This is a genomic window from Okeania sp. SIO3B5 (genome assembly GCF_010692555.1).
Lineage (GTDB): Bacteria > Cyanobacteriota > Cyanobacteriia > Cyanobacteriales > Microcoleaceae > Okeania.
The window spans coordinates 1-17,900 of record NZ_JAAHHG010000183.1; the positions used below are offsets into that span (position 1 = coordinate 1).

The 17,900-nt window shown below is 33.5% G+C and carries 10 protein-coding genes; 3 read left to right on the forward strand and 7 right to left on the reverse strand.

Annotation, left to right across the window (positions count from 1 at the left end; all coding sequences use genetic code 11):
* Positions 1 to 179: 179 nt before the first annotated feature.
* The gene (locus tag F6K54_RS22405) at positions 180 to 1,673 is read left to right on the forward strand and encodes a M48 family metallopeptidase (RefSeq protein ID WP_293082132.1); all 1,494 of its coding nucleotides are present in this window, start codon (positions 180 to 182) and stop codon (positions 1,671 to 1,673) included.
* 304 nt (positions 1,674 to 1,977) lie between these two features.
* Here F6K54_RS22405 and F6K54_RS22410 read toward each other — a convergent pair whose 3' ends face one another.
* The 3 genes from F6K54_RS22410 to F6K54_RS22420 all read right to left on the reverse strand — a co-directional run bounded on the left by F6K54_RS22410 (position 1,978) and on the right by F6K54_RS22420 (position 5,280).
* Complete coding sequence (locus F6K54_RS22410) at positions 1,978 to 2,376, reverse strand: nuclear transport factor 2 family protein (protein ID WP_287525047.1); 399 nt, start codon at positions 2,374 to 2,376, stop codon at positions 1,978 to 1,980.
* A gap of 855 nt (positions 2,377 to 3,231) precedes the next feature.
* Positions 3,232 to 3,741: an NINE protein gene (locus F6K54_RS22415; protein ID WP_293082135.1), complete on the reverse strand. Its 510-nt coding sequence runs from the start codon at positions 3,739 to 3,741 to the stop codon at positions 3,232 to 3,234.
* A 453-nt stretch (positions 3,742 to 4,194) separates the two neighbouring features.
* Complete coding sequence (locus F6K54_RS22420) at positions 4,195 to 5,280, reverse strand: alpha-hydroxy acid oxidase (RefSeq protein WP_293082138.1); 1,086 nt, start codon at positions 5,278 to 5,280, stop codon at positions 4,195 to 4,197.
* Between the two features lie 670 nt (positions 5,281 to 5,950).
* Between F6K54_RS22420 and F6K54_RS22425 the strand changes: the two genes are divergently transcribed.
* On the forward strand, positions 5,951 to 6,367 hold the full coding sequence (locus F6K54_RS22425; RefSeq protein ID WP_293082141.1) for a CoA-binding protein: 417 nt from the start codon (positions 5,951 to 5,953) through the stop codon (positions 6,365 to 6,367).
* Between the two features lie 101 nt (positions 6,368 to 6,468).
* Here the strand turns inward: F6K54_RS22425 and F6K54_RS22430 are convergent, their stop codons facing one another.
* Positions 6,469 to 6,594, reverse strand: a complete 126-nt coding sequence (locus F6K54_RS22430; protein WP_293082144.1) for a hypothetical protein — start codon at positions 6,592 to 6,594, stop codon at positions 6,469 to 6,471.
* A 205-nt stretch (positions 6,595 to 6,799) separates the two neighbouring features.
* Positions 6,800 to 13,705, reverse strand: coding sequence for a hypothetical protein (locus tag F6K54_RS22435; RefSeq protein ID WP_293082147.1), 6,906 nt, complete (start codon positions 13,703 to 13,705; stop codon positions 6,800 to 6,802).
* Positions 13,706 to 15,055: 1,350 nt separating this feature from the next.
* Here F6K54_RS22435 and F6K54_RS22440 point away from each other — a divergent pair.
* Entirely contained in the window at positions 15,056 to 15,484 is a 429-nt protein-coding gene (locus F6K54_RS22440; protein WP_293082149.1) for a hypothetical protein, read from the forward strand.
* 486 nt (positions 15,485 to 15,970) lie between these two features.
* Here F6K54_RS22440 and F6K54_RS22445 read toward each other — a convergent pair whose 3' ends face one another.
* Together F6K54_RS22445 and F6K54_RS22450 are read right to left on the reverse strand one after the other, a co-directional pair.
* Positions 15,971 to 16,852, reverse strand: coding sequence for a tetratricopeptide repeat protein (locus tag F6K54_RS22445; RefSeq protein ID WP_293082152.1), 882 nt, complete (start codon positions 16,850 to 16,852; stop codon positions 15,971 to 15,973).
* Between the two features lie 252 nt (positions 16,853 to 17,104).
* Positions 17,105 to 17,587, reverse strand: coding sequence for an IS200/IS605 family accessory protein TnpB-related protein (locus F6K54_RS22450; RefSeq protein WP_293082154.1), 483 nt, complete (start codon positions 17,585 to 17,587; stop codon positions 17,105 to 17,107).
* Between the last annotated feature and the right edge of the window lie 313 nt (positions 17,588 to 17,900).

The following is a 17,900-nucleotide window of genomic DNA, read 5'->3' on the forward strand; positions in this document are numbered from 1 at the left end:
TCCCCCTGTTCCCTGTTACCTCTTTTCTGGAGATGTCTATTGCTGATGTAATACCAATTTTAAAAAAGAATGTTACAAATAATAAGCAGTATTAAAATAATTTGTAGGAAATATCTATTACCCTACTCCCCTACTCCCCTACTCCCCTACTCCCTACTCCCTACTCCCTATTCCCTATTATGAAACTCTTACTAAATTATTTCACAATTATAATCAGCTTATTTTCCCTACAAAACTTAGCTTTAGCAGAAACAAATACTCTAGAAAATCAACCTCAAAAACCTCCGTCAGTCAAAATATTTCCTACTAATTTTCAGCCAGAAACACCAGAGCAAAAATTAGCAGAAGCAGATAGACTTTATTTAGCAGGAGAAAAAATAGCAGCCGAAAAACTTTACCGAGAAGTAAAAGAACCATTTTCTGAAAATATTGAAGCTAAAATTAATCGCCCTAAACCAATTTATGAACCCACAGAATTACCAATAACAGCTCAAGTTTATTGGCGACAAGCACAAGCAGGATTAGCCAAAAATATAGAGACTCAAATATTTATAGCTTTAGAATTATTAGTCAAAGAATATCCTGAATTTATTCCAGCTCATATTAAACTTGCAGAAGTCTTAAAAGCTGACGAACAAACAGAATTATCCTTAGAAATATTACATCAAGCAGCGAGTTTATATCCCAACGAACCAGAATTAATGAAAGCTCAAATTACTGCTCTAGCAAATGAAAAAAAATGGTTAGAAGCAACTTTATCTGCCCAACAATTTGCTTTAATGAATCCCGAACATTCCCAAGTAGATGAATTTAATCAATTAGCAGAAACCCATAGGAAAAAATTTCAATCCCAGCTCAAATCAAAATTAAGAGGAAATACAATTGCTAATGTTGTTACTGGCGCTTTAGGAGTAGCTCTTACTGGCAATCCATTTGCCGCTCTGAATGCAGTTCAAACAACAGCATTAATGCTCCGAGGAGAATCAAAAATTGGCAAAAGTTTAGCAAAATCTGCCACTAAAAGTTTACCTATGGTTGAAGATGAAGCAATTTTTGAATATGTTAATACTATTGGGCAAAAACTTGCCAAAATGACTGGTAGAAACGACTTTGAATATCAGTTTTATATAATCAATGATGAAAACCTGAATGCTTTTGCTTTACCAGGGGGGCAAATATTTATTAATTTAGGGGCAATAGTTAAAACAAATTCTGAAGCAGAATTAGCAGGTTTACTTGCTCATGAATTAGCTCATACTGTATTATCTCATGGATTTCAGTTAATGTCTGAAGGTAATTTAATTAGTAGCGTTACTCAATATATTCCTTATGCGGGTGGTGTAGTTAGTAATTTAATTGTACTGAACTATAGTCGAGAAATGGAACGTCAAGCAGATGTATTAGGAACACGAATTTTAGTATCAGCAGATTATGCAGCAGATGGGGTAAGAAATCTGATGAAGACTCTGAATGAAGATAAAGAAGATAGAGGTATTATTGCTTGGTTATCTACTCATCCAGAGACGGCTGAAAGAGTACGTTATTTAGAAGAGTTAATTATTAATAGTGGTTATAATCGTTATGCTTATGAAGGAGTAATATATCATGCCAAAATTAAGGAAAAAGCCAAAGCATTATTAGTAGAAAAGAAAAAAGATTTTTCAGAAATTTAGATAGGGAATATTTAGCAATTAATAATTAATAATTACCCTTTTAATATCACTCATTATCCTGACATGATATAGCAGTCGAAGGAAAAGACGCGGACATATCAAAAGCTTAAAACTTCGACAACGCAAGATTTTTCCTTCTCTCCTAGATAACTAAAACCTTCCTTCTTCCTTCTCTCCTAGATAACTAAAACCTTCCTTCTTCCTTCTCTCCTAGATAACTAAAACCTTCCTTCTTCCTTCTCTCCTAGATAACTAAAACCTTCCTTCTTCCTTCTTCTTTCTTCCTTCTTCCTTCTTCAAAAAATTAATTCGACTTACCATCACTACCTAAATATTCTCGGTAGGAACAAATTTTATCTCCTCTCACATCAAAAGAAACTGCTACTCGATTTTTATAAGCCTTTCCCCACATTGGGCCTTCATCCCGAAATTCAAATACTACTGTTGTTTTGTTGCTAGTAATATTGTCTAAAGAAGTAATTAAAAGTCCTTCACTATAAGCTTCAGAAACATACTGAAAAAATTCTCTAGCGCGGTCTTTTCCTTCGTTTAAACCATGAAATTTTCCTACGGGAAACCAAAAGGTAAAGTCATCAGTAAGCATATCCAAAAATGCTTCCCATTCTCCAGTTGCTAAACCGTGGGTAAATTTATCAAATGCTTTTTTCGCAACGGTAATTGTGTTTATTTCTGTTTGAGTCATTGTGGATTTATTATAGTAGGGAACAGGGAACAGGGAACAGGGAACAGGGAACAGGGAACAGGGAATAGCAAACTGTAAAAGGGTTTAGCATTGAAAAATGTCTTAACCAATTCTTGTAGTGCTATACCATAAAAATATCCTGGAAACAGGTAATTATACCATTTATCAAAAGTTTTACTACATTTCTTTGGGAGTAGGGAGTAGGGAGTAGGGAGTAGGGAGTAGGGTTTAAAGGCATAATATATTTCGTATTAATGCCGATAATCCTTACAAACATTATTAAATCATTATTATTACTTAATAACTGAAGTTCATTGGAAGTATAGCATTATTTTTGGGAATTGGTATTAGAAAATTTATCACATAAAGTATATAGCAGTCGAAGGAGATGAAAAAATCTATCTTCTGGTAAGCATTTCCTACGGAATGCTGCGCAAACAGCTATTAGCTGTCAGCTAGCCTCCTCCGGAGGCTGGCTGACGGCTGAATGCTTACATTTTCTTACACAATGTTTTTAGCAATTATTTGTATCAAGTAAAGATATCTTATATCAAGTCTCATTAATTAGTCATAATAAATTAGCTATCTTTAGTCATCTTTAGATGACTTCTGCTTTGAGCCAAGAAATTTATTTCTTGGCAGATGACATGGCTTGTAAGCATTCAGCTGTTGAACATATTCAAGCAAGAACTGAGGTTGGGTTATAGCCAATTTAATTAATGAATTTTAATTCTCCTTGGTGGATAATTCCCCTCTAGTTATGATAATGAGTTAATAACAAATAGCTGATGGCTGACGGCTGAATGCTTATCATGGCTCTTTAGGAAAGAAACTCAACTTAAACAATCTAAATTTTTAAAATACTTTATAAATAATAGCCCCTGTTTCGGGGTGATTTTCCATTTCCAATAAACCCTCCTTATATAAACTTTTTAACAGTTCTTTCATTTCTGATACTGTTTTATTTGTAGCAATAATACAATCTGCGATTGAAATTCCACCTGGATTTTCCTTGGCTAGTTGAAGAATAATTTGTGTATCTGATTTTGGGGAATTAGTTTCTAACATTCTCACTATTTGTTCTTGGGGAAAGTAATTATTTATATCCCCAGAATCTAATTGTTTCTTGAAATTTTTGAGATTTTTCTGTTCTACCATTCCAGGAATAAAGAAGACATCAAAAAATTGACCAATTCCGAATAAACCGAAAGTAGCTAACCATAAACTACCAGTTACATATTTCCCGGAATAAAATCTATGTAATCCGCAAATACCTAATAAACTAGAACACCATAAAAGGTAAGCCATACCTGTATTTCTAGTTTCATATACTTTGGGATTATTAATAGTTTTAGATTTGTTCATTTTGTTTCTCTCCATCTAAATCAACAACCTTATTTGAACTTTATATCTGACTCAATTACAGAATTCTTACCAATAGAAAACTTCACTCAATTAGAACAATAAACCTGAAATAAAAATTTCAGGACTTACGCACGGACACTAAATCGAGTGAGGGCGTTTTGCTCCGCAACATATAAAGCGGAGCTTTGCGTTAGCAAATGCCATTCGCTCCTACATATGGCGTTTTCAAGGTGAATTTGCGTAAGTCCTGATTTTTTTTCAATTACAGAATTCTTACCAATAGAAAACTTCACCCAATTAGAAGAATAAACCTGAAATTTTTATCTTTTTCTTTTGGGTTTAATACCCCGCCGTCAATTACAGTGTTTACAATTGGTTAGGGTTCCAGTCCCCATCCATTTTTTCCTTCTTCCTTCTTCCTTCTTCCTTCTTCCTTCTTCCTTCTTCCTTCTTCTAAAAATAACGAACTAAACTAGAATCTATATTTTCAATTTTAGCACAGCCACTCAATGCCATTGCCACATCTAATTCATCGCATAATAACTCCAACAAATGACGCACCCCTTCTTCTCCATTCACTGCTAGTCCCCACAAAACCGGACGCCCAATTAAAACAGCTTTTGCCCCTAATGCTAATGCTTTGAGAATATCTGTACCCCTGCGTATACCTCCATCCATCAGTACATCAACTTGATGTCCCACTGCTGCAACTACTTCTGGGAGAGCATCAAGAGTGGCGATCGCTCCATCTAACTGCCTACCTCCATGATTAGAAACAATAATTCCTTTTGCCCCATGTTCTACAGCTCGAATGGCATCATCTCCCCGCAAAATTCCTTTAACTACTACAGGTAATGATGACAATGACTGCAACCAATCTATATCTCCCCAGGTAAGAGCTGGATCTAATTGATTGGCAAAATAAGCAAATAACCCAGACTCATCTTCACTCTGAGGAATTTCTAAATTTGCCATCGACGTTAAATTAGCTAATTCCATATCAGATGGTAAAGTAAACTTATTTCGGCGATCGCGTTCTCTTCTACCCAAAATTGGCGCATCAACTGTCAAACACAATGCTTGATAACCTGCAGCTTCAGCTCTTTCTACTAAAGCACGAGTTATAGCACGATCGCGATGTACATAAAGTTGAAACCAAAAATTTTTTGGCTCATTTGGAGCTAATGCCACATCTTCTAAACTTTTAGTGGACATGGTACTTAATACCATTATTGTACCTAAATCTGCTGCTACTCTTGCTGTGGCTAATTCTCCTTCTGGATGTGCTAAACATTGAAAGGCCATAGGGGCGATTAAAATTGGCATTTTAATATGCTGTCCCAGGATTTTTGTAGTTAAATTTCGCTGGTTGACATTTACTAACATTCGAGGTAGTAGTTTATATCGCTCATAAGCAGTACGATTATCTTGCAAAGTAATTTCATCCCATGCGCCACTAGCATAATAATCTAGTGCCATTTGAGATAAATGTTGTGTTGCCAAAGATTCATACTCGAAGACATTAATTGGTTTGTTCATTATTTTTGGTAATTTCAGTTAGTAAGCATTTCCTGCGGAATGCTGCGCAAACAGCCGTCAGCCATCAGCTATCAGCATTTTTCGGTAATAATTAAATGATAATTTTCAACAGTTTAAATAGGGCTTATAGATCTGATACTATAAGAGGATAAAAATTTATCTAACACCTAATACCAGTTTTATATGAGGTTGCATAGAATTTTAAATTCATTAAATCGATCTATATCTATCTACACTTACCTGCGGTCAATTATGCTTGAAATATTATTTTACCGAATTATTAATTATTAATTATTAATAATTAAATAATTAAGGTTTAAAGCCTCCCCTTTTAAGGGGAAAAAAGCGGTCGAGGGATGGATGGGTTTCCTAACCATATCCAATCGACCAAGAGAAGAAATAATATCTCCTTATATTCAATTCCGTAGCGGTTTTAACCAGAGGTAATTATCAATTATCAATTATCCATTATCCATTAATGAAGCAGCTTCATTTCAATTTGATATAAGTTAAAAAAAAAGGATGTTTTGCGGAAATTGAACGTGAATACTCACTACTAAATCTTGTCATAACTAATTATCAAAATATTATAAATTTTGGATAAAAAATTAATTTCTATTGTATTATAACATTGTCCTATTTTAGAGTGTATTGCTTATTAAACAAAATTATGGTCAATTTGAATACTAACGATCGTCTGAAGCGAGAGATACTAACAAATTCCCAAATAATTGCTGTGGTGGGTCATTCTGATAAACCAATTCGTACTAGCTATCAAATTGCTAGATTTTTACGAGAGGTAGGTTATAAAGTTTATCCTGTTAATCCAGTAGTTAAAGAAATTGATGGTCAACCTAGTTATGCTGCTTTAACAGATATTCCTGAACCTGTGGATATTGTTAATGTTTTCCGCAGTTCTGAATATTTATCAGAAATAGTAGATTCAGCGATCGCTATTCATGCTAAAACTATTTGGACTCAGCTGGATGTTAAAGATTGGCAGTCAGCAAATAAAGCGTTAGATGCAGGTTTAAATTTAGCAATGGATGTTTGTATTAAGGTTGAGTATTTGCGACTTCTTGGCTAATCATTTGTCGATTTTTATCTAGTGCAAGATGGCGGAAATAACTGGTTACAAAATCTTAAAACAATTACAAATCAATACTTTTTACTTTTAACTTTTGACTTTTAACTTCCGCGTAGCGGCGCTAGTCTTTTGCCCAGAAAAAGTAAAATTCTATAGGCAATTAAATTTTCACCAATTAGTTCAAAAAATTCTTCAAAAGCAATGCGATTTTTTTCAATAAAACTCATTAAAAAATCTTGTGTAAATAGTAAAGCGAGCAAAGGTTGAGCAATATCTTTAAAAATTTAGCTCCAAATCCTCCAATGGCAAAAATAAACATTCCTAGTAGTGCTAAAAAAGTTTCTCGGCGATGGGTACGCCACAAGAATTTCAAGTCTGAGTAAAAGAGAATCAAAGACATAATAAAAAGAACTATATATATTCGTACTTTTGCTAGCGATCGCTCTCTCCTTTGATTATTTTTCTTAACTTCTCTATTTCTTTCTCCTTAGTTAAAGATTTCCAAGTAATATCAATATCTGGCTCTTTTTTCTGATGATAATTGGCAAGCTCGGATGAATAAGTTGCCATAAACCATTTCCAGTAACTAGAAGATTCTAGAGACGCATCTGCTGGAATTTTCCATGAGTTATAATAGTCATTAACTTGACGATAATCTTGACAATTAACCCATTCATCATTAGTAGCATCATTACGGAAGCTGTCGTTATCAGCTATAGCTTGTGGACAAGTTTCAGTAACTAACTTATTGTTTTTAGTACTATCAAAGTCGGTTTCCCATGTATAACCTGTCACACCTTGCGGACGATGGTAAGGAGTTTCATGGTCATAATTATTATCATGATTCTCTCCATTAATACAGATTTCTCCACAAAAAGGACAAGATTTAATACAACCAATAACTGAAGTAATTATTTTATTTACAACTTCCTCTTCTAGATAGATGTATCGCTCCGTTGTCGGTTGTGAAAACTCATCTAATTCTTTAATCAATTCCTGCTGTTTTCTGTCTAATCCCTCATTCACTTCTTTTTGAATATAATCCCAATCTATATCATTAATATCAGAACCAAAAGTTTCAACCTTATCAAGATTTTTGAAGATAAGTTTATTCTCTGCTAACTCACGAAACTTTTCTATCCATGCTGTAATATTATGAAAATTTTGTGAATTGTTTTCGATATATCTACTGGTTCGTTCTACAGAATCTTTTCCAGTATAAACTAACTGCTTGACTTGCTTTTCAATGATACCGTTTATACCTTTATGCTTTAAGTTAAATTCGTTAACATACTCACCCACCAAATTTCTTATACTTTCTTCTGGGTTATGAATGTAAGTTATATAATCATTTAGATTTCCCTTTTCAGCTAAAGAAATTAGAATACTTGCTATAAAAGACCGCTTGTTATTGAAAATTTGTGAATAAGTAACACTTTTCATCCGGTAGTATATTTCATCAACTAACTCTTGCTTTACTTTTTCTAAAATTCCTTCTGAAAGAACACGAATTAGCTGTGCGACTATAGCACTTTGGGAATTTTCTTGGTTAAAACTTACTTGAAAAATGTCAAAATAGTATTCTTTTTGCTCTTTAATCTTAAGAATTGGATTTCGAGCTTCTCTAAACTTTTTATCGATGTTTTCCAGTTGCTTAATTGCCTGGCCACAAACTGCAATTGTTAAGTCAATTTCAAAATCTTTAGTCAACTTAAAAGAAGTTTTATCTACAGGATTCTCGGATTGCTGATTTATCTTGTTTGTTATTTTATTGAGTATTTCTGTGATATAACTTTGTTGGTATGGTTGTAAATTATTTTCTTTTTCTTGAAGATATTGATTTATTTCATCAAATAAATTATCCTTGAATCTTTCAATTTTTTTACCAACAGCTTTTATTCGCTTCCCTTCATAGTGATAGTGGTTTTCTAGAATAGAAAAATTATTGAAGTTGAAATCACTAAGCTTACTTTTCTTCTTCCTTTTTTCGTCTATAAATTTCCAATTTTGGGGATACCATTCCATTAGTATTCGTATCATATCTTTTTCTACATCTACCTTTTTGTTAGGATACTTGTAGTCAGAACTCCAATTTAATATCCAATCATACCATTTATCTTCAAACAATTTTCTTAGTTCTTGTTCAGATAAATCAAGTACTTCTTCACCTTGCCTATCTTTTTCTTCTTCAACTAATTTTCGTATATCTTTTTTGATTATATTTTCATACTTACTAGCTTCTTGATTAACAGTTAATTCAGCCTTTCTACTATTTTCATAACTATCAAGCTGCTTATTGGCTTTATTTTTTAACTCATCTCTCAAGTCTTGCAATTTAATAAGAGTATTATTTTCCCATTGTTGCATAGCATCTTCAAACAGTCCTTTTGATTGTTTAAAGAACTTCTTGAGTTCATCTTCTTTAACCAAGAAGATTTTATTGGTTATTTTTAGTAAATATTCTTTTCTTTCATCGTGATTATCAGATAAATCTGCTTCAGAAGTACAATTAGCAAAGATAGTATATGTTTCGTTGACAAAATTAGTTATTTGCTGCTCAAATTCATAGCGTATTTTATTCCATTCTGCATCAAGTTTTCCTCTGGCTTGAATTTCAATCGTATTTTTAAATTCATAGACAAAATTATCTTTCTTGACGGCTTCCCAAAGAGCTTTTAAATGATTACTAAAACTGAGGATTGATGACTCGTTTTGTAACTTTATGTCATAAACAATTTGATTCTTGAGTTCATTAACCTCTTTACTGTACTTAGGAATTATGGGATTTCTATAATCATCACCTTCATGTAAAGAAGGCAAATAATTTACATCCTTACTAATATTGAAATCAATGATTTCTCTAAAAGTTTGAATTTCTTTACCTTCTTTTACACAAGCAACTTCTGTATACTTGTCAAGATTTTCATTTAGAACACGCTTCTGATTATTCAGTTTTTCTTGGGATGATTTATCAGCATTACGATGAACAATCTTAATTTTAGGGCTTAAATTAACATCATTCATTCTTAAAAAAGCTTGCACAGAAATAGGGAGGACTTCTTGTAAATAAGTAGGATCTTCTCCAGGTAACTTAATTAAGGCAAGATTACTTAAACCAATAACAAATGTAGATAGTTCATTGTCATGTTTACGAGTGGAATTACCTGATAATTCTGGAGACTTTAAACCTTCTGTATCAATGACAAAAATATAGTCAACATTGAGCTTATCTCGGAGTTTTTCCTCTAATTTAACAGGTTGGAGATATACTCCTTTAGTACACCGTCCAGCACTCACGGGAAATTGTAATCCAAACATAGTATTCAATAAAGTTGACTTACCAGAACTTTGAATACCCATTGCCGACAACGTATAAAATCTCGGACTTTTTCCTTTTTCTCCTTGCATAAGCTTCTGATTTAATTCTTTGAGAACTGCTTCAACCCACTGAATAGGAATAGAACCAACATCTCCATCCATAATTTCTAATGGATATCCTTTTAAGAGTAATTTAGCTGCTATTTCTGGCAAACGTTGTAAACTCGAAAAATCCCTTCTTTCAGATTCCGAAAGTGTCATTACTGCTGCGTAAATTTGTCCCACTTCTCGTAGTAAATGTTCTAAACCAAAAGAACCGTCTAAAATTACTTGATCTAACTCACTTAGTTGAGCATTAATAATTGCTTTTTTCCCCGGAACTGTTTCACCCATTTCCTTCATAAGTTCTGTATATTTATCGTAGGAAGTCGATAGTTCCTGTCTCGAAAGTTCATCTAGTCCCAGTTTTAAATACCTGACAAAATATTCCTGAATCAAGCCATCTTGCTTAAGAAGAGTACCAAGAAATAACTTGATAGCTTCTGAAAGATTTTTATTCACAATTTCCAACTGCTTTTTGCGACTTTCTATCTTTCGTGCTTCTTGTTTATTTGCATATTTACTTGGATTTTCTTCGCCAATTTTTTCCAGTCGATAAATTTCTTTATCAGCTACCGCCCAGTCAGCCCAAAGTTGACCCTGTAAAGGCAGTAATTTTGCTTTTCTCTCATCTATCTTTTCTCTTTGGATAATCTCTAACAACTCTTGAGCTTGTTCAATTCCTATTTGGCAATTTTCTTCTAATTCATCTACCTTAATGCCATTTTGTGATAATTTTTCAGCAACATTTTCTAAGCTAATTTTGAAGTTTTCTCTAGGTTGAATTGTGTTTATAGTTTCTCTAATTTCATTTCTAATATCTGGATTATTTTTATCTTCAATGTCAAGGATTATGAGTTGCTTTTCAAGATATTGACGAAATCCATTTGAATCTAGGAATTTATGAACATTCTCTTCATTTTCAGCGGTTAAATCTTGGTCAGTTAGCAGAATAATCACACCTTTTCCTGCTTCGAGAAAACCCTTAATAATTTCCGCTTCTTTTTCCTGTAATTCTTCAGCAGAAACTAAAATAACAATTTTACTGACAATTTCTTCAATTAGCTTTAGTTGATAGGGATATTTTCTGGCATCTCCCCGAAGATTAGTAAATGATTTTATATCCTGAAAATTATCTTTTTCTGTGCCTTGGGGTAAATACCAAGCAATTTCCACCATCCCTTCACTTAATCGGCGATTTCTAGTAGAACCTTCTGAATTTCTGTGAAAGAATATTGAATGAGAATTATCTGTTTCATTTTCACTAATTACCCAATTTAACAGAGATGATTTGGAAATTTCAGAGCTATTAAATCTAATAAAACTAACAGTTTCAACAGGATAACTAGCAATATTTAACTCTTTGCTAATGCTCTTTTTCCCTTGACTCGTTTTCCATTTCATTATCAAAGAACGCATCGCCCAAAGATAAAACTGTGGTGGTTTATCCTCCTCTTCTTGAATCATAAGGGGAATGGCTAATTTACAGTCATACATTCTCTGAACTAAGTCTTGCCGAATTATCGGATTACAACAGAGAAATGTTGCTGCTACTATATCTAAAGGATGTACTTCAGGAGCTTTTTTTGACGGACGATCGCCACCACCAAATCTGCTTTTTTTACGCCTTAACTCTCCTTCATTCTTTGAATTATTTTCCGTAACAATTTTTAGTTTTCGTCCTTCATAATTAAAGGATATTAAATTAGTTATAAAATGCTTTGCTAGTTCTTCCGTATTTTTCGGACTACTTTGTTCTAAAGAATATTCAGTAATAGTATAAACTTCTTCTCGATCTAATTTACCTGGATAATATTTTGTTAAATCCAAACTTTCCAAAACTTTTTCTAAATCAGATGAAAGCGATACTTTACTAGAATCGGTTGGAGACCAAGTAGATATAGGTTTATTCTTTGAAACTGCCTTGAGAATATCATTTATTCCAGTACCCGTTTCAACTTTTGGAATAGGATTGATAATATTTTCTAGTTCTTTTCTAGCTTCATGTTGTTCATAAGATAATCCCACATTATATCTTGTGAGAATACTTGTGATTGATGCACATTGTAAATTAGGGACTAAAATTGAATTGATAAAATTAATGTAGTTTTCTCTTTCTGACCAGATAGTATCAGCATTTAAGATTTTTAAAACCAAATTAGCTTCTCTTTTTTCAAGATTTTTATTAGTAGCATTTACTCCTAAATCATCTTTTTCTTCAGCTTCTAAAATTTTGATTAATTCTTCATAATTATCTATATGTAATATTTTTTTGCCGAACCAATAATGTTCGTATTCAAGAATATTTCCTAAAGGTAGCAAACTAGCTAAAAGATAAAGCTCACTAAGTCTATCTTGCTGTCTTAGATTGCTTCTTAATTCATTAATAGCCCTAGATAAAAGCAAATATGCTGGCTTTAAATAAGTCTCTTGCTGTTTATTTTTAGTTAAAATACTTGTGATAATTTGTCTGATATAATTAATCATATCGTTAAGGTTGTTAATTCGCTCAAACTCAGGAATATTTGCTTTTTCATCTCTTTGAGATATCCAATTAAACAATTCCTTTAATTGGGAATAACTTTGTGAATCTAAATATAAATAATCATCATCTGATAACAGCAAACTGCGTAACTTGTTTTTTACAACCTCGTTTTCATATTGGTTTTGTTGATTATAAAAAACAAAATTTAAGAAATCTTTAGTTTTTTGGTTACTAAGTATTTGCTCTACCCAGTAATGATTATCTTGAGTCTTTGTTTTAACTTCTTGTTTGTATTCAATTAATTTTTGTATGCCTTCTAGATTATCTTGGTAGTATGAAAAAATATCACCATTTAATAAGCGATCAGTTTTTTGATTTAGTTCAGCTATTTTGTCAACAAAATAAGTAAAGCCATGCTTAAGTCCACTTTTTTTCATCCATTCTTGATGAAGAAATTCTGTCAGTTTTTGAGGATTATTAAAATCATTGATATGGTGACGACAAATAATCTCCCATACTCCTAATAATTGCGTACACTTTCTATCAATAACAGCCCATTTATCTGGATTTTTAATTAATGAACCTTTCCAATCAGCTAAATTATCAGCAGTTTGTTCGCCTCCAAATTTATTAACTTCAAATTTGATTTTTACTGCTAGATTATCTTTTTTATTTACTGTCTGAGAATAGTTGTTAGTGTTATTACCAATATCTGCTTTCCCTTCTCCCGCGCCAATTAATGTAGCAACATTAATACCGAGTTTAGTAGCAATCATTTTACTAGCAATTTCTTGCAAATTTTTCTCTTCATAAGATGTAAATTCGCTGCAATAGGCAGAAATCCAGTAAATACCACCAAAAGTAATTGTTCCTAATAAAGCATGAGAACCATAAGTGTTAAAAAACTCTTGACAAGTATTACTTGCTAAATCTTCATAGTTTGGATTAGCTAAAATTTCATCTATTCTCTTTAGCTCTAATAAAGCATCTTGACTGAGGCGAATAATATTTTTATTTAGAATGCAAGTCTTAGTTGGAACTACTACATATTGTACTTTTGAATAATATTTTTCTTCGTCAGTTTCATTATTAGTTACAATTAACTCCTGATTTGTATTTCTGGAAAAATCCATACCCCCACTAACTCTTTCAGTTGCCAAAAAAATCCCGCCTTGTGCTGATAGTTCAATACTAGAACCAAACTTTTCTATACCTTGCTTAAACAAACTTTCGGAATTTTTTGAACGGAATTCTTCTGTTCTATCAATCTCTGGAGTTGAAGGATTAATTAAATCTACTCTTTCTTCTACTGTAATAAGAGGTAATCTTTCTTTGAAAATTAGTTCTTTATCTTTACTCAGAAAAATACCTTGGAAAGCTAATGCTCCTAAGCTAGCGTTTAAAAGTTTTATAGAAATATTTTGTTCGTTCATCACTTTATTTATTTGTCATTAAAAAAGTAAAAAATGTGATTTTTTTACACAGAGCACAGACTATTTTATTAATAACAATAGGACTTATATCATTTCCGGATAATTAGTGATAAAAAAACTTTCTCTTTCTTCTTCTTTCTACCCTCCTGACTCCTAACTTCCCCTCCAGGGAGGGGTTAGGGGTGGGTTGGGAGGGGTTAGGGGTGGGTTGACTCCTGACTCCTTCCTCGTTTATTTATAACTGTTCAACCGGACATGATATTACGCATTACAACGTATTTTCTTCCGAAGCGACTCATAGGGTTTGCGCAGCAGTCCAGAACGGATAGCAATCTCAAATCCTAGTTTTTCGTACTTCATGGGTAAGTCCTGAACAACTAAAGTTTTTGCTTGTTAGTATTATTTCGTTGAATCAATTTAAAAGGATATAAAGCGATCGAGACAGCGCTTTTTTTCTTAGAAAAACACTCAATCTATATTTACATCTCAAATAAAAACACTGTACATAGAAAGATTAGCAAAAGTTTACATTGTGTCCTAAATTTTGCGCATAGTGTGATTTATTCTAGAGAAACCTATTGATGGGAAAAGTTGGATATTTACTACTTCTGGGAATAAACCATTGCAACTCAATCTATCACAGGAATTTTACTAGCAGCAGCAATAATTATGCATTGGTTAAAGTTAATAGAAGTTCCTTTGATAGTGATTTTGTGTCTTGACGTAAAATACTTATCAACAAAACATTATAGCCTAATTTCACTCATTAAGTTGTGTAAGTCCCACTACTAAATTTAATAGGTGCATCTCAATCAAGCGATAAGTAATTATACTCAAGAAGAGATAATACTCAAAACACTTGGTGAATTTACAGGTAAACTCAGACTACAGAGCATCCTGATTTTTGGGGAGCATCTCAATATTTACAAAAATACTTTTTTCCTATTCTTTATTCTTTATTCTCTATTCCCTATTCCCTATTCCCTATTCCCTAAAAGCGATAAATTTTTGGCTTTCTTCAAAACTGAGATGCACCCAATTCAATAGCTCCAAACTTGTGTATATCTACTTAGAGCTTAAAAAAATGAAATCCTCAATTAGGGATAAATACGCATAAAAAAGTTATTTTGTCAGTGATATAAATCATGATTTCTCCGTTATTTTATCAGTACGCAGGCTAAAACAAAGGTTATATTATGAATATAGAGCCTCAGTAATAATACTGTTGAGAAAAAAAGTTCTTCTAAGCTTGGTCCAGTTAAGGATCTGTGAGTTAAATAATTCATAAAAGTTTTAATCAGAACAAGTCTCTATGCTGAAAAATATTCATTAAGTATTGTGGAATATACTGAGATGAGAAACCCCTTTATAAAAATAACCTCTATAACTATTAGTACTATTCTTAGCTGTAGCACGATCAATATAAATTCAGCACAGGCAGCTAATAATGTCTCAGAATTTTTTTTAACCGCTCAAGCAAATCAAACAGATATTAAAATAGAGCCTACGACTGTAATTGATGATGTTATTAACTCGAAAGCTAATAATGAGGCAATAGCAGTTACAAAACTTATAGCTTTACTGCTACAAAAAAGTACTTTAAAATTAAACTTTCTTTACACCTACAGTCAAACAGACTTGATGATGGCAAAGGTAGGAAATTGGAAATATAGTCTTAATCCCGATCAAGAAAACTCTCAACCACTAATAGATCCAGGTACATTATTGGGAGTAGGGTTAATTAGTACCAGCTATTTACTTGCAAAAAAAAGACCCCGATAAATTATCAGAGTTCAATTTATTAAAAACATCTTTTAAGTCCAAAATTGTTTAATATTTGAATTTAACTACTTTGGAGCTAATGCTCATCTAATTATCTCAACGTTGGTTGAATACCCGCGCTCTACCGTTGGCGGAGCAAGTGCGGCAGCTATTAGGGGAGCGGAGAGATGGGAAAACCAATCAATGTTGCGGTTCTTCCAAGGGTATGCTATTCTATATAGACTTAGGCTGCTGGGCTAGCAGTGTCAGTCTGTGGAGCGACCGTAAGACCAGAAAGAGCTTTGGCCTCGGAGGCAGGTGCTAAGAAGCAGAAAGTCCTGGGCCGCGAGGTTTAGGAGTCCCGCGTTGTCGTGCCATACGCAACGTCGGGAGGATGTCAATTTCTGACTCTTCTACCTTATACCATTTCTCTATAACAATGCGCTTAATAATTCTTACCAAAACCTGAATTTTACTAATATCTGTTATCTTTTATTAAGCGCAACTTCATGGAGAATTGGTATTAGTTTCAGTAGAATTTGACTCTGGAGATGCTTGTGCTTCAGAACCAGAATTAGCCGAAACTTCCTGCTTAATTTGATCCTTAAATCCCGCAGGAGCTAAATCTATTGCCAGATCGAAAAGCTCTTGAGCAGCTTCATTATTACCTTGCTCTCTAAGCATAATTGCCTTAGCTAAAACAGGTCGAAAATCTTTAGAATTTCCCTTAATTGCTTCATCATAAACAGCGATCGCTTCATCGTAGCGTTTCTGTTCTGCATAAACCTGTCCCAAAATTAACTGCACTGAAACCACATCAATACTGCCAGCTTCCACTTGATTTGCTTGGGGAGCTGCTTTTAGTGTATCTTGTAATAAACCAATAGCAGCTTCCGGACGCTCTTGTTGTAACAACAAATTAACCAAACCCTGCAAAGCCTTTAAATTTCCAGGTTTAGCTGTCAGAAGGGAACGATAAATTTGAGCAGCACCTTCGCGATCGCCTGTGTATGTCTTAGCTTGAGCTAGCAGAACATTATAATCAGTATTACCAGGATTTAGTTCAGACAATTTTTCTAATGGAGGTATAACCTCCTCAATATTGCCCTTTCCTGATTGAACTAACTCTAACCTAACTTGTAAAAGTCCTTGTAGTGCAGTTTGATTATCTGGTTCCCTTTGTAAAACTAACTCATAACCCCGTGCTTGTGCCAGCAGATCTGCTTCTCGATCTGCTGCAGGAGTTTGAGTTGAAGATGGAGTGGATTGACCATTATTTTGATTGGCCTCTAATAGTCCCCCTAATAAAGGAGATAGAGAAAATCCTAAAAAAGCAATTATTACCAACACCACCACTGCCATCAAAAAACCACGACGTTTATCTACCATCAGATTAAATTCCGTTCTACTGAGACTTATTCACCTTCTTGAAAACTAGACAGAGCTAGACATTTGCCATCGGTGAGTGCAAATGATTTCGTGGCTCACCCGTTTCAATGTGTACTTGCGGTGAAAGTTGATGTTCCGCCCACAAACTATGGGGAGCGGATTCCCTCAAGGGCTTTCCTCCACTGAAAAAGTTGAGTCCTCCGGATACGATGTAGTTTGATAAAACTAGCAACTCGTCGCCAATGACTCCAATCATGTTTGTTGACATCCTCCGGTCTCAACAAACACTTTGGTATCTTTATCTGATAATTTTAACGCTCTACGACCAATTACTAAAGCTGTAGCAGTGCCACTTTTCAGGCCATACTTAGCCATATAATTAATCATTCCAATTACACTGGTAAAAGCTGGATTAACTTTAATTAATTCAACTCCAAATCTTCTACAACGTGACAATATAGCTTCCCTAAACATTCCCGTAGACAAAAGGATCAGCATCTCATTATAAACTTTACCTTCCTCGCTCCGAGCAATGGATTTTTTCTTGGTAAAATCTAGAGACTCAATGGCCACAACACATACAAAAATTTCTGCTAATTTCACAACTTGACAAACAATATTTCTCATGGATGCTTGTCGTTGTCCTGTAGTTTGATTTTTCCGTTTATATGGGATTTCTTTTAAATATTCAATGTTACCATGTCTAGGATAATCTATATTTTTTGGTGTTGGCAAACAACAAATTGTTGCATTTCCTACGATATACCGCGCAAATTAGGGAAGCAAGTCAAACAATTATTGAAAACTTACGGATTAATCAACAATATAATTGGATGAATAACAATAATAAGGTTAATCATCCTAACCTGATACTAAATTTTCAAGTAGGTTGAAATATAGCGCTGTGCGCAGGCAACAGGCAACAGGCAACAGCTCATCTGGGGGAATGAATTGCTGATAATATAAGACTTTTAGCTATTTGGCCCCTACTGCAATTTGTAAATATACCAGCGCTCATTGCTATAAAAGTCGATCTGACTACCCAATA